Origin of the sequence: Bradyrhizobium sp. KB893862 SZCCT0404 (genome assembly GCF_018130885.1) — a bacterium.
In the GTDB taxonomy this organism is placed as follows: Bacteria; Pseudomonadota; Alphaproteobacteria; order Rhizobiales; family Xanthobacteraceae; genus Bradyrhizobium; species Bradyrhizobium stylosanthis.
Window position 1 is genome coordinate 117540 of sequence record NZ_JAFCLT010000007.1, and the last position, 13069, is coordinate 130608.

Annotated in this window: 13 protein-coding genes; 1 reads left to right on the forward strand and 12 read right to left on the reverse strand. The window is 65.2% G+C overall.

Annotation, left to right across the window (positions count from 1 at the left end; all coding sequences use genetic code 11):
- Positions 1-39 precede the first annotated feature (39 nt).
- From JQ617_RS26110 to JQ617_RS26160, 11 genes are all read right to left on the reverse strand, one after another.
- Positions 40-1350 carry an ABC transporter substrate-binding protein gene (locus JQ617_RS26110; RefSeq protein ID WP_212028825.1) on the reverse strand — a complete coding sequence of 437 codons (1311 nt, stop codon included), beginning with the start codon at positions 1348-1350 and terminating at the stop codon, positions 40-42.
- A gap of 260 nt (positions 1351-1610) precedes the next feature.
- Positions 1611-2561, reverse strand: a complete 951-nt coding sequence (locus JQ617_RS26115) for a sugar-binding transcriptional regulator (RefSeq protein WP_212028826.1) — start codon at positions 2559-2561, stop codon at positions 1611-1613.
- A 6-nt stretch (positions 2562-2567) separates the two neighbouring features.
- The gene (locus tag JQ617_RS26120) at positions 2568-3230 is read right to left on the reverse strand and encodes an HAD family hydrolase (RefSeq protein WP_212028827.1); all 663 of its coding nucleotides are present in this window, start codon (positions 3228-3230) and stop codon (positions 2568-2570) included.
- An 82-nt stretch (positions 3231-3312) separates the two neighbouring features.
- The gene (locus JQ617_RS26125; protein ID WP_249157567.1) at positions 3313-4650 is read right to left on the reverse strand and encodes a TAXI family TRAP transporter solute-binding subunit; all 1338 of its coding nucleotides are present in this window, start codon (positions 4648-4650) and stop codon (positions 3313-3315) included.
- 115 nt (positions 4651-4765) lie between these two features.
- Positions 4766-5278, reverse strand: a complete 513-nt coding sequence (locus JQ617_RS40045) for a hypothetical protein (protein WP_249157569.1) — start codon at positions 5276-5278, stop codon at positions 4766-4768.
- 148 nt (positions 5279-5426) lie between these two features.
- The gene (locus tag JQ617_RS26135; RefSeq protein ID WP_212028828.1) at positions 5427-7346 is read right to left on the reverse strand and encodes a nitric oxide reductase activation protein NorD; all 1920 of its coding nucleotides are present in this window, start codon (positions 7344-7346) and stop codon (positions 5427-5429) included.
- A 10-nt stretch (positions 7347-7356) separates the two neighbouring features.
- Positions 7357-8169 (reverse strand): CbbQ/NirQ/NorQ/GpvN family protein, encoded by an 813-nt coding sequence (locus JQ617_RS26140; RefSeq protein ID WP_212028829.1) that lies wholly within the window; start codon positions 8167-8169, stop codon positions 7357-7359.
- Positions 8170-8229: 60 nt separating this feature from the next.
- Entirely contained in the window at positions 8230-9576 is a 1347-nt protein-coding gene (locus JQ617_RS26145) for a cbb3-type cytochrome c oxidase subunit I (protein ID WP_212028830.1), read from the reverse strand.
- Between the two features lie 39 nt (positions 9577-9615).
- On the reverse strand, positions 9616-10068 hold the full coding sequence (locus JQ617_RS26150; RefSeq protein WP_063694371.1) for a c-type cytochrome: 453 nt from the start codon (positions 10066-10068) through the stop codon (positions 9616-9618).
- 95 nt (positions 10069-10163) lie between these two features.
- Positions 10164-10424 (reverse strand): cytochrome C oxidase subunit IV family protein, encoded by a 261-nt coding sequence (locus JQ617_RS26155; protein ID WP_212028831.1) that lies wholly within the window; start codon positions 10422-10424, stop codon positions 10164-10166.
- 2 nt (positions 10425-10426) lie between these two features.
- Positions 10427-11002 (reverse strand): cytochrome c oxidase subunit 3 family protein, encoded by a 576-nt coding sequence (locus JQ617_RS26160; protein WP_212028832.1) that lies wholly within the window; start codon positions 11000-11002, stop codon positions 10427-10429.
- Between the two features lie 172 nt (positions 11003-11174).
- Between JQ617_RS26160 and JQ617_RS26165 the strand changes: the two genes are divergently transcribed.
- Positions 11175-11330, forward strand: coding sequence for a hypothetical protein (locus tag JQ617_RS26165; RefSeq protein WP_167358335.1), 156 nt, complete (start codon positions 11175-11177; stop codon positions 11328-11330).
- Between the two features lie 24 nt (positions 11331-11354).
- On the opposite strand, the gene JQ617_RS26170 is transcribed toward JQ617_RS26165, so the two are convergent.
- Positions 11355-12575 (reverse strand): sensor histidine kinase, encoded by a 1221-nt coding sequence (locus tag JQ617_RS26170; protein ID WP_349630652.1) that lies wholly within the window; start codon positions 12573-12575, stop codon positions 11355-11357.
- Positions 12576-13069 lie beyond the last annotated feature (494 nt).

Genomic DNA, 13069 nt, shown 5'->3' on the forward strand with positions numbered 1-13069 from the left:
ATGGATGGCCGCAAGTTTGAGCTCAGGGAGAGCTCGGGTTCACTTGATGTAGCCGGCGCGCTTCATCTCGCGCTCGGTCGCGGTTTGCGCGGCGGCGAGCGCCGCGTCGACGGAGGTCGATCCCGCAAGTGCGGCCGAGAATTGCTGGCCGACCTGCGTGCCGATGCCCTGGAATTCGGGAATGGCGGCGTATTGTACGCCGACATAGGGCACGGGCTTCACGGTCGGCTTGTTCGGATCGGCAGCATCGATCGAGGCCAGCGTCAGCTTGGCGAACGGCGCGACCTTGAGATACTCATCGTTCTGATAGAGCGATGTCCGCGTGCCCGGCGGCACGTTGGCCCACCCGTCCTTCGATGCCACCAGCTTGGTGTAGTCCTTGCTCGTCGCCCAGGCGATGAACTTCTCGGCGGCTTCGGTCTTCTTGGAGCCGGCGGGGATCGCGAGATTCCAGGCCCACAGCCAGTTGGCGTTCTTGCCGAGCCCGGTGTTGGGCGCGAGCGCAAAGCCGACCTTGTCGGCGACCTTGGAATCCTTCGGGTTGGTGACGAAGGACGCCGCGACCGTGGCGTCGATCCACATCGCGCATTTCCCGGCGTTGAACAGCGCCAGATTCTCGTTGAAACCGTTCGAGCTCGCGCCCGGAGGGCCGGCTTCCTTCATCAGGTTCACATAGGTGGTGAGCGTCGTCTTCCATTCCGGCGTGTTGAACTGCGGCTCCCACTTCTCGTCGAACCAGCGCGCGCCGTAGGAATTGGCCATTGCCGAGAGGAAGGCCATGTTCTCGCCCCACCCGGCCTTGCCGCGCAGGCAGATGCCGTAGGTGCCGGAATTCTTGTCGGTGAGCTTCTTCGCGGCATCGATGACGAAATCCCAGGTCGGTTTTTCCGGCATCTTCAGGCCGGCCTTCTCGAACAGATCGGTGCGATACATCACCATCGAGCTCTCGCCGTAGAACGGCGCGGCATAGAGCTTGCCGTCGGTCGAGACCGCGTCCCTGATCTTCGGCAAGAGGTCGGCGACGTCGTAGTCGGCGCCGAGATTGGCGAGCGGCACCAGCCAGCCCTTCTTGGCCCAAATCGGAACCTCGTAGGTGCCGATGGTGAGCACGTCGAACTGGCCGCCCTTGGTGGCGATGTCGGTGGTGACGCGCTGACGCAGCACGTTCTCCTCCAGCGTCACCCATTTCACGGTGATATCGGGGTTCTTCTTGGTGAATTCGCTCGTGAGCCCCTGCATGCGGATCATGTCGCCGTTGTTGACGGTGGCGATCGTCAGGGTGGTTTCGGCCATCGCGGGGACGGCCAGCAGAACAGACGCGCCGCAGACGGCGCCGAGGACATGTTTCACGGTGACCTCCCTTGGACTCGCGCTTTTGAGCATATGCCCACGCGTTGGGCGTATGTTCAACGGAGGGATGACCATTGTCAAGCAGGCGCGCTGGCGTTTGCGCAACTTATGAGTGCTGCGGTGCGGGAAGGTGGGCTGATTGGACACATGAGGTCGTCATGCCCGGGCTTGTCCCGGGCATCCACGAGAGTTTCACGAGCGGTACCAAGAACGTGGATGGCCGGGACAAGCCCGGCCATGACGACATCGGCCCCAACGCCCTACCGCTCCAGAATCGCCCTTGCGGTGGCCTCGTCCGTGATCAGCCCGTTGATCAGCCCGCCGCTCAACGCCGCCGCAATCGCCGGCACCTTGGCAGCACCGACGGCGGCGCCGATCGTGGTGGTCTTCGCCGGCACTTCCGGCGGGATGCTGGTGAGGCGCTTGTTGGTGCCGGCCTTGAGCAGGCGGCCCTTCGCGTCATAGGCCCAGCCGGTGATCTCGCCGATCGCACCCTGCCGCATCATCTCGAACAATTCGTCGCGGGTGACGAAGCCGTCGATATGGACCTGCGCCTTCTGGTCCATCTGGCCGATGCCGACGAGGCGCAGATCGGCCTTGGCCGCGACAGCCTTGACCTTGGCGATCGGCTCGATGCGCACCATCTTGTTGCGCTCGTCTTCCGACGACATCAGGAACGGCAGCGGCATCGGATAGTGCCGCGCACCGGTGCGATCGGCGAGCCGGCCGACGGTGTCGTAGAAGCTCGCCGAGCCGTCGGCGGAGATGTTGCCGACCAGCGAGACGATCTGGTGGTTGGGGCGGTCGATCGGCGTGACGCGCTCCACCGCGGCGCGCACCGCCCTGCCCGTGCCAAGCGCCACGATGACGGGCGTCTCCGAGCGCAGCGTGGAATCGAGCAGGTTGGCGCAGCGCTCGGCAATGCCTGCCGTCGCCTGCGGCGCAGCAGGATCGGCCGGCACCACCTCGCAATGGACGAGGTCGAACCGCTCCTTCAGGCGCGCCGCCAGCTCCATGCAGGCGGCGATGGGATGTTCGAGCCGGAAGGTGATGAGCCGCTCGGCGAGGCACAGCGAGACGAGCCGCTGCGCCGAGGCGCGCGAGACCTGGAGCATCTTGGCGATCTCGTCCTGGGTGTGGCCGGCAATGAAATAGAGCCAGCCGGCACGCGCGGCGTCGTCGAGTCTCGACTTGTCGTTCTCGGCGGCCATGCGGGCCTACGCCTCCCAGAAATCGCTCATGCGCGCGAAGACCCGATCGGCTCCGGCTGCGGACAATATAGCGCGGCCGTCGCGGGTGCGATAATGGCCGCCGCCGACAAATCCCCAGACGGTCATGCCGGCCGTCTTGCCCGCCTGCACGCCGCTGACGCTGTCCTCGATCACCAGCGTGCGCGCGGGATCTGCGCCCATCTTGTCCGCCGCGTAGAGGAACAGATCGGGCGCCGGCTTGCCGTGGCTGACCATCTGCGCGGTGTAGATGCGGTCGCCGAAATGGGCCCTAAGGCCGGTGACGTCGAGCGAGAGCGACACCCGGTCGATGTCGCTGGACGAGGCGACGCAGGACGGCACGGTCAATCCTGAGATCACGGCCCCCGCCCCGGGGATCGGCTCGAGCGAGGCGGCAAAGGTCTCCAAGACGCGCGACTTCAATCGCGGCAGGAAGTCATCCGGCACGACGCGACCCAGATCGCGATAATGCTGCTCGATCGCCCTGGTGCTGCGTCCGAGAAACAGCTCGAGCGCCTGCTCTACGCTGAGCACGAAGCCGAATTCGGCCAGCACCTCGGACAGGCAGCGGCAGCTCAACAGTTCGCTGTCGACCAGCACGCCGTCGCAGTCGAAGATGATCAGATCGGGTTTCGGCCGGCCCTGGTCCATCCGGATATTCGATCATATACCCACGCCATGGGCAATAGCTCACTCCGGACCTTGTCGCCGCGGGCTCTCCCCGAACCAGGCATCACGATTTTGCCTTTTGCGGCGTCTCCGAACCTGCGGCGGCGAGCGCCGCCCTGCGATCATGAATCAGATTTTCGAGGCGATGAGCGGCAACATTCAGGGTGGCAGCATCCAGGGCTTGTTCATCGTCACCTGCCGCGGCGCGCTGCGCGCGCAATACGCTGTCGATCTGATCTTCGATCTCCAGCAATTCCGAGACGCTGCCGGCGTGTCTTATCCGTTGCCCCAACGCATAGAGCGTGTCGAGCGCCGGTCTCGTCGGCTTCAGTTCGCCGGATCGGAGAAACCGCCAGGCTGCCGCGACCACCGTGACGAGCGCGCCAAGCGCCATCGGTGCCAGGAAGATGGCGTTGCTCCACTTGTCCAGGAACGAGACCTGACTGCCGTTGTAGAACTCCGCCGCGCCCGCATGAACCGGAAGATAGGCGCCCGCGTCGGTGTCGGGTGCCTTGAACTGCGCCAGGATCGGCAGCTCGGCCAGAAGGTCCCTGCGGGCGGTCGTGAGGGCTTGCGTGAAGCCCGCGATCATATCGTTATCGAGACTCTTCTTGCCGACCAGATAGAAAGCCGACTGGAGCGTGGTCACGTCATCCTCGGGGACGGGAGGCGATCCGCGCAACGTGCCCTTGGGGATGTCGAAGCTCTCGTAGGCACGTTCCTTTTCCGCAATGGCCCCGGCGCTCTCGATCGGAATCAGGACCGGGGCGGTCTTCGCGTTCTGAGGGAACAGCCCTCGCACCAGCGATAGGTATTTGTCGCTCAAGGGCATCACGAACAGGACGGCGCGTATCTCCTTGGTTTCGAGCGCCCGGCGGACCTGATCGAGCGCAACGCTCTTGAACGCGACGTTGGCGCGATCAAGGTCATATGTTCGTCTCAACACGTCGACGAGCTTCTGATTGGTGTCGCCGGCGACCACCCCGACCGTCGTACGCTTCAGGCCGCCCATGTCCGTGATGGCCGAGCCCGGCGGCGCAACGAGCACCGCCACGGCCTGGGCCAGGACCACAATCGCCTGCGCCTGCGAGAGATCGCCGACATCGCCGCGGACGACCGCAAGATCCGCCTTGCCCGAAGAGAACGTCGCCGCGGATTCGATCAGGCCGCTGGTCTCCACCACTTTGAGCCGCACCGGCGCGTTGTTGACGACTAGCCTGCTCGCCAGCGCCGATACGATTTTTGGAGCGTCGCCGTCGAACGAGCCGACCGCAATCGATAGCGTCACCGGCCGGACGTACCAGCGATACGCGATGAGGCCTGCAGCAGTGGCGAGGGTCGCCAGGCCCACGATGACCACGATGCGCAGCCAGATTGGTAGCTTGATGGTCCCCTTGCCCAATCTCGGCACGTCCCATGTTGACGGTGAGCTTTAACCAACGGAACGGCCAGACGCCGTCTTGCGCTACAAGCAGGGGCGAACTCTGGAGCCGCCCCTGCTTGTCGAAAGAACTGCTCTAATGACAGACGTGCATCAGGCCGTCGTCACCTTTGATCATAGTGCCGGGATCACAGACGATCCCGTTTCGCGCCTTGTAGTCACTCCAACCGTTGTAGCCGTACCCGGGGCCACGGCCGTAATAGGCCCGTTGCGCGTAGAACGGGCCGGTTTCGACGGGGCCGCCATAATAGGCGTTGGCGGCCAACGCGCCGCTACCGACGTAAGGCCTGTTCCCATAATAGCCCCATCCGGGTGAAGTGGCGGCGACAGCTGCCGCCGTGCCGACAACCGCAGCACCGGCGAGACCGGCACCGACGGCGCCCGCACCGTACCCATACGCGGCCCGGCGATTTTGCCGGCGCGCAACACCCGCAACGCTGACGGGAGTGAGCGGGCGACCGACGCGTGCCTGCGCGCTTTCGGTCGAGAGCGACACGCCGCCTTGTTCGGACCAGCCGACGGACAGCAGTGTCGCGCATGCGAAGGTCGCGGTTGCTATTGCAGCTTTTCTCACGCTCATCTGGCTCATGGATTGGCTCCACAGTTTAATGCCCGAGGGAAACGATGCGCCCTCGCCTTCCGCGCGCCTTGCGCTACATCAATGTTTCATGAGGCAAGCCTTCGCAGCTCTTCAGGGCCAGAAGTACTGACGCATCAGTTGCGGCTGTCCCGGCCCCTCAATGCGCCACTTGCCGGTAGATCGCCGGCAGTGCCGCGGGCAACCGCTTGATGTTGCTGACGATCGCGTAGCCGCTGCGCCCGAACAGCGTCGGGAAATAGGATTGCGCCGCCGCGTCCACCGTCACGCCGAAGACCGCGATACCGCTCCGGCGCGCTTCCTGCACGGCTTTCCTGGTGTCTTCGACCGCGAAGCGCCCCTCGTAATGATCGACGTCGTTCGGCTTGCCGTCGGTCAGGACGAGCAGCAGCTTCTTGCGCTGCGGCTGTCGCGCAAGCCCGGCCGAGGCGTGGCGGACCGCCGCGCCGATCCGTGTGTAATAGCCGGGCTTGAGCGCGCCGATGCGGCGCTCGACCACGCCGCTCATCGGCTCGCCGAACGCCTTGACGGTTTCGATCCGCACCCAGGAGCGTCGGCGCGAGGTGAAGGTCAGGATGCTGTGGTGGTCGCCGCAGGCCGACAGCCCATGCGCGAGCACGAGCAGCGCTTCCTTCTCGACGTCGAGCACGCGACAGCCATCGACCCAGGCGTCCGTCGAGAGCGAGACGTCGACGAGCAGCGTGACGGCGAGATCATGCCCCTGCGGGCGCATCGCCATGTGGACGCGATCAAGTCCTGCGCCGTTGCCGCCGGCGCGGAGATCGCACCGCGCGCGCACCAGCGCATCGAGGTCGAGATCATGCCCGTCGGCCTGGGCGCGCAGCAATTCATGGCGCGGCCGCAACACCTCGAAGCGGCGGCGCACCTGGCGGATGTGCCGGCGCATCGTCTCGTCGGGCATCCAGCTTTCACCTTGCTCCGAAGCCGGCGATGCGAGCACGCGGCAATGATCCGGCAGATAGGCGCTGCTGCGATAGTCCCATTCGGGATAGGTCAGGTCCGCATCCAGCCGCGAGGCATCGAGCGCCTCCGGCGGCAGGTCGAGATCGAACTTGAACCGGCTCGCGGGCTTGCCGCTGCGTCGGCTGAGCGTGATCTCCTCGAGATCGTCGGCGGCTTTCTGCGCGTCCTCCTCGTCGCTGTCGTCGGCGGGGCGATCGACATTGACCATTTCGGCCATCGCCAGGATCTTCTCGAAACGGTTCAGCACGAAGGGATCGCGGCGATTGGCGCCGTCCTCGCGTTCGCGGACGGCGAAGCGCTTGCGATTGTCCGCGCTCGCAGGCTCCGCGCCAGCAGCGCATTCATCCTCGCTGGCATGCGCGGGCGACAGCTCGCGCGCCCAGCATTCGCCCCACAGCGGGCACGGCAGGATCGGACGATAGCCGGGCGGCGCCTTGTCCGGCAGCGGTCCCGTGCCCATCATGGCCGGCCACAGCTTTCCTGCGGGTGCAGGTCCGGCGCCGAGCAAGGCGAGAGCGATCTGCTCGACCTCCTGCTCGATCCGCGGCAACGGCCGCCGTGGCCTGGCCTCGGCTGTCGCCGCGGCAAGCTTTGCGTAGTCCGAGACGAGGCCGGGAAACTGCGTGAGCACGAAGACGGCTGTTTCGGCGGCGCGGCGCAGCACGAGCAGATCGCGCCGGAGCGGATCGGCCTCGCTGATCGCCTCGACCGGCGCAACCGCAAACCACGCCGCGAGCCAGCGATAGAGCGATGCATTGAGCGCGCGGTCGGGAAACAGCGCGATGCGATCGGGCAGGAAGATGGTTGCGGCATCGCGGCCCGGCTGCTCGAGGCGCTCGTCGCCGAGGCCGATGCGTTGCCGCCAGCCGAGCCGGTGTCCGGATCTGCGGGCGCCGGCGCTCGCGATTTGCACGCCGCTCTCGCCGCCGAGCGCGCGGAACATCACCGCAAGCCGGCCCTTCACCTCCGCTAGCGTCACCGCATGATCGTCGTGAGCGGGATAGCTCGCGGTGCCGCCGACCATCCTGTGCCAGGCGCGTCCGACCGTCTCCTCCAGTTCGAGGAAATCGAGCATGGGAGCCGCCTCACCCGATCACGGCGCGCGCGACGTCGAGCAGCGCGGCCTTGACGTCGGCATCATCGGTCAACGGCTCGATCATGCCGGCGAGCACGGCATCGGCGGTCGGCATGCCGGCGGCGATCAGGGTCGCACAATAGACGACGAGCCGGGTCGAGACGCCCTCCTCCAGATCATGGCCCTTGAGCGCGCGCAGCCGGCCGGCCAGCCCGACCAGCGGCCGCACGCGCTCGGCCGGCAGTCCGCTTTCGGCGGACACGACGGCGATCTCCTGCTCGGGGGGCAAGAAGCCGAACTCGATGGCAACGAAGCGCTGCCGCGTCGAGGGCTTGAGCGCCTTGAGCAGCGTCTGGTAGCCGGGATTGTAGGAGACCACGAGCATGAAACTCTCGGGCGCCGCGAGCTCCTCCCCGGTGCGCTCCAGCGGCAGGATGCGGCGATCGTCGGTAAGCGGATGCAGAACCACGGTGACGTCCTTGCGCGCTTCCACGACCTCGTCGAGATAGCAGATGCCGCCTTCGCGCACCGCGCGCGTCAGCGGGCCGTCGGTCCACACGGTGTCGCCGCCGCGGAGCAGATAACGGCCGGTGAGATCGGCGGCGGTGAGATCGTCATGGCAGGCGACGGTGTGGAGCGGCAGGCCGAGCCGCGCCGCCATATGCGCGACGAAGCGCGTCTTGCCGCAGCCGGTCGGCCCCTTCAGCAGCACGGGGAGCTGATGCCGCCAGGCGTGCTCGAACAGCGCGCATTCGTTGCCGCTCGCGACATAGGGCGGCAGTGCGGGCGCCGGTGCCGTGACGGCGTGAAGGGCAGCTTTCATGATCTCTCTCCGAATTGACTTGGGCGAGGCGGCCGCGACGGTCGCGGCCGCCCCTCTTTCCTATTCAGCCGGCTGCAGCGCGGCGGGAATGGTCGCCTGCTTCTCGCGGCCGGGCACCAGCACGGCCCAGACGAACATCAGTGCGGAGATCGCGACGAACACGCCGGAACCGAGCCTGATCCAGTAGAAGAAGGCGAGCTGGTCCTGCACGTCCATGTAGCTCTGGCCGAGGATACGCTGGAGGTGGACCTGGATCACGCCGGCGAAGGTCAGCGCGAAGGTCATCGTCATCATGGCCGTGCACATGATCCAGAAGCTGGCCATGCTGAGCCATTGATTGTACGGCGCGCGTCCCTTGAGCTGCGGGATCGCATAGGCCATCACCGACAGGTTCAGCATCACATAGGCGCCGAAGAAGGCGAGATGGCCGTGCGCGGCGGTGACCTGGGTGCCGTGAGTGTAGTAGTTCACCGACGACAGCGTGTGCAGGAAGCCCCAGACGCCGGCGCCGAGGAACGCCATCACCGAGCAGCCGACCGACCACAGCAGTGCGGCGCGGTTCGGATGCTTGCGGCCGGCCTTCCAGGTCATCTGCACCGTGAAGATCACCATGGTGAAGAAGGGTGCGACCTCGAGCGTGGAGAACAGCGAGCCGATCCACTGCCAGTAGCCGGGGGCGCCGATCCAGTAGAAGTGGTGGCCGGTGCCGAGGATGCCGGAGAACAGCGCAAGGCCGATGATGACGTAGAGCCACTTCTCCACGACCTCGCGATCAATGCCGTTGAGCTTGATCATGAGATAGGCGAGCACGGAGGCCATGATCAGCTCCCAGACGCCCTCGACCCAGAGATGGACGACGTACCACCAGTACATCTTGTCGACCGCGAGATTCGCCGGGTTGTAGAAGGCGAACAGGAAGAAGATCGCAACGCCCCACAGGCCGAACAGCAGGATGTTGGTGACCGTGGTCTTCCGGCCCTTCAGCGCCGTCATGGTGACGTTGAACAGGAACATCAGGCAGACGACGACGATGCCGACCTTGATGATGAAGGGCTGCTCGAGGAATTCGCGGCCCTCGTGATAGTGGAAGAGATAGCCGACCACGGCTATGCCGGCGGCGCCGAAGAACATCCAGAACTGGATCTTCGCGAGCAGCGGGCTGTACAGCTCGGTCTCGGTCTCCTCGGGCAGCAAATAGTAGGTCGCGCCCATGAAGCCGATCAGCGACCACACGATCAGCGCGTTGGTGTGGATCATCCTGACGATGTTGAACGGCAGCAGCACCGACAGCGTGTTGGGTAGGACGTAGATGGTTCCGGCGAGCAGGCCGAACAGGACCTGGGCCAGGAACAAGGTCAGCGCGCCGTAAAAATACAGCATCGCGACTTTCTGGGTTTGGTATTTCATCTCGGGGTCTCTCTGGCTTGAAAGAGGAAAGCAGCTTGCTCAGCCGGCCTGGTTCGGCGGCCAGCTCTGGCGCTTGATCGTCGAGGTCCATTGCAGGAAATCGGCGAGATCGTTGAGCTCCTGGTCGGTGAGGTTGAACTGCGGCATCTGCCGCCGGCCCGGCGCGCCCGAGGGCTGCGCCTGCATCCAGGCCTTCAGCGTCTCGCGCGCACCGGCCGGATCCTCCTTGCCGCCCCAGCGATCCCAGACGTTGCCGACTTCGGGCGCGAAATAGGCGCCCTCGCCGAGCAGCGTGTGGCAGTTGATGCAGGAGTTCTTCTCCCAGACATGCTTGCCGCGGGCGACCGACGACGTCAGCGTGGTCGCGTCGGTCGAGCTCGTGGCCATGTAGTAATGGCTGTGCGCCGTCAGCCCTATGAAGATGGCGAAGAAAAAGGCCGAGCCGCCGTAGAAGACGTTTCGCGCGGCCGACTTGGTCAGGCGTTCAGCCATTGCCAATCCTTTCCGGTTGGTTGTCTAGAGAATGCGATGCTGCGATTTATTGCCGCTTCGCCCGTCGGGTTCTTTGTCAGGGCGCAATGAGCACATCAGATCAGGGCGGCGACGGCCGATGCGAGCCAGGCAAACAGCAGCAGGATGACGATCCAGGCGCTGACGAGGCCGCGCCAGAGCGCGGGCACGGCGCGCAGATCCATGAAATCGAGCGCTACCCGGCGGCCCTTGATCACGGCGAGCGCCAGCAGCACGGCGTTGCCGAGCCACGGCCGCGGCATCAGCGGCGGAAGCAGGATGGTCGCGAGCGCAAGGCCGATCAACGCCATCCAGGTGAGGTCGAGGCGATCCGGCATCGTCAGTGCACCAGATAGAGAATCGGAAACATCGCGATCCAGACCAGATCGACCATGTGCCAGAAGGCAGCCCCCGTCTCGACGCCGGATACCTCAGCGCGGCGGCAGACCACGGCGAGAATGACGATGCCGAAGCCGACATGCAGCAGGTGGAAGCCGGTCAGCAGGAAGTACAGGGTGAAGAACGGGCTGGTTTCAAGCCCGACGCCGCGCCCGATCTCTTCGGCATATTCCGCGAGCTTGATCGCGATGAAGAAGCCGCCGAGCGCCATGGCGATGAGGAGCCAGCGGCGCGTCGTTCGCGGTTCACGCGCCCGCGCGGCTTTGGTGGCCCGCGCCGCAGCCCAGCCGCTGGTCACCAGCACGAGCGTGTTGAGGCCCGCGAGGGTCGAATTGAGGGTGGCCTGCCCCGCCGCGAACATCGCGGGATGGATGGCGCGGGCGACCACGAACGCGCCGAGGAACAAGCCGAAGGCGACAAGTTCGCTGAAGATCAGCACCCAGATCATGGGATCGCCGGGGAGATCTTCCAGGATTCCCCAGCCGGTTCCCTGTTGTTCGCAATCGGCTGCCGACATCGTCTTTCCGGATCAGGACACCGGCCAGACTTAGCTGACCCGTCCAGTTCGGAATTTGTCGCAGGACAAACTGGGGGACCGACGGCGGACATCTTTGCGCCGACGCAACGTCCGGCCCGCCCGAGCGCGCTACGGACAGGGCCAAGGTTCCCACGGAGCAGCGGGCAATGACATGAGCGACGCACAGATCGGGCTGATGACCGCGACACCCATCATCATTGCCTTTGCGATCGCGCTCCGGCGCATGGGCGTATTGTCGACGGTCGCGACCGTGTCGGCGGTAAGCCTCTCGATCGCGATCGCGACGGTCCTGTTCACGACGCAGTAGCAGCGCACTGAGGTGGGGCCGCGTTCAGCTGTTGCGGGATCGCCGATCGGGCGCCGTCCTTGGCAGGACGAGCTGAAACCTCGTGCCCGCGCCGGCTTCGCTCGCGAGCCGGAGCTGTCCGCCCAACCGATCGACAACGATGCTATGGACGATATGCAAGCCGAGACCGCTTGCGCCGTCATGCCGGCGCGTGGTGAAGAATGGGTCGAAGGCCTGCCGCTCCACGTTGGGTGCCATGCCGCAGCCGTCGTCGGAAAACAGCAATTCCACCGACTCATGATCGATGGCACGGAGCGAGACGTTGATAGTCCCGGTCTTGCCACCGGAGAACGCATGCGTCATCGCGTTGACGGCAAGATTGCTGAGCACCTGGCCGAACGGACCGGGATAGCTGTCCATGACCAGGTCAGGGTCGCAGCTGAAACTGAGCGTGATCTCGTGCGTTCGCAGCTGACGTTCGAACTGCGAGAGAACCTGACCAGTCAGCTCGCCCGCATCGAAGCTACGCCGGTATGACTCGGTCTGATCGGCCGCAACCTGCTTGAAGGATTGGACGCGCTCGGCAGCGCGACCGAGATTGTCGACCAGCTGCGCCGACGCGTCGCTGACCAATTCCAGAAATTCAGTCAATGTCGATCGCTTGAGATTGCCCCGCGCGACCTCCGCCGCGAACTGCTCGGCCTTGCGTTGCAGCGTCGAGGCAACCGTCAGGCTGCTGCCGAGCGGCGTGTTGATCTCGTGCGCGACACCGGCAACCATGCGCCCGAGTGCGGCCAGCTTTTCAGCCTCAATCAGAACGTCCTGGATATCGCGCAAATGTCGAAGCGCGGTCTCGGCGGCATCCTTCGCGCTGCGGACCTCCCGCTCGGCACGCTTGCGTTCGGTGACCTCTTCCGCCGCCACATTGACCGCGACGATTTCGCCGCCCGGCATGCGCAGCGGATGCCAATAGGTGACCCAGGAGCGCTCCTCGAGCTGATCGGCCCGCTGTCCCGCCACTTCGATGCCGATCACGGGATCACCCGTCGCGACGATCGAGCGCACGATCTGCTCGACGGAGTCGGCCAACGCAGGCACGCAGTCCCTGACCGTGTGCCCAAGATGCCCCTCGACGGATATGCCGCAAATTTCGGTCAGGCGCTGGTTGATGAGCAGGTATCGGCAGTCCAGCGACAGACAGGCGAGCCCGATCGGGGCGGTATCGTAGATCAATTGCAACGCCGGCAATGTCGAGACCAGCGTCACCTCCGAAGCCGGCGATGACCGCACTGCACTCGTCACTCAAGTTCCCCATTGTCCCTTGCGCCAATCGCATGAAATTCGCGGGGGTCGGACCGACCGTTGATCTAGATCAACGGGACAAGCAATGCCCTTCGTTGTGAACCTCAGTCGCTCCTGCGTCTCACAGCTATCGCGCGGTGCCGCCATCCGTCGGCTTGCGAACGCCGCGCCGCCTTCATTGCGATCTTGAAGCCGAGGAAACGCCGCCTGTTGGCGGGATCGCCCCGTCTAAAACAGAACAAAGGCGCCGATCAGCAACCCCGCCGCAAAGGAGCAGAGACCCAGGGTGGAGACGGACACGATGCGCACGAGAATGCGAAGCCGCGCCTCGTACTCATCGTCTGTCATGTCTTGGATTCGAGCCGCCACTGGCACTGCCCTGCCCGTGCTCTGTTCAGCCTCCCAATTGTACCCCAAATCATGGTCAAGGCGTGGCATTTGCCTCGGTCGCGATGCCG

Bases quoted from the DNA above. Each gene is read 5' to 3' on its own strand.
- JQ617_RS26115 (WP_212028826.1), bottom strand. From the start codon at position 2,561: ATGGCCGCCGAGAACGACAAGTCGAGACTCGACGACGCCGCGCGTGCC.
- JQ617_RS26120 (WP_212028827.1), bottom strand. From the start codon at position 3,230: ATGGACCAGGGCCGGCCGAAACCCGATCTGATCATCTTCGACTGCGAC.
- JQ617_RS40045 (WP_249157569.1), bottom strand. From the start codon at position 5,278: ATGAGCCAGATGAGCGTGAGAAAAGCTGCAATAGCAACCGCGACCTTC.
- JQ617_RS26135 (WP_212028828.1), bottom strand. From the start codon at position 7,346: ATGCTCGATTTCCTCGAACTGGAGGAGACGGTCGGACGCGCCTGGCAC.
- JQ617_RS26140 (WP_212028829.1), bottom strand. From the start codon at position 8,169: ATGAAAGCTGCCCTTCACGCCGTCACGGCACCGGCGCCCGCACTGCCG.
- JQ617_RS26145 (WP_212028830.1), bottom strand. From the start codon at position 9,576: ATGAAATACCAAACCCAGAAAGTCGCGATGCTGTATTTTTACGGCGCG.
- JQ617_RS26150 (WP_063694371.1), bottom strand. From the start codon at position 10,068: ATGGCTGAACGCCTGACCAAGTCGGCCGCGCGAAACGTCTTCTACGGC.
- JQ617_RS26155 (WP_212028831.1), bottom strand. From the start codon at position 10,424: ATGCCGGATCGCCTCGACCTCACCTGGATGGCGTTGATCGGCCTTGCG.
- JQ617_RS26160 (WP_212028832.1), bottom strand. From the start codon at position 11,002: ATGTCGGCAGCCGATTGCGAACAACAGGGAACCGGCTGGGGAATCCTG.
- JQ617_RS26165 (WP_167358335.1), top strand. From the start codon at position 11,175: ATGAGCGACGCACAGATCGGGCTGATGACCGCGACACCCATCATCATT.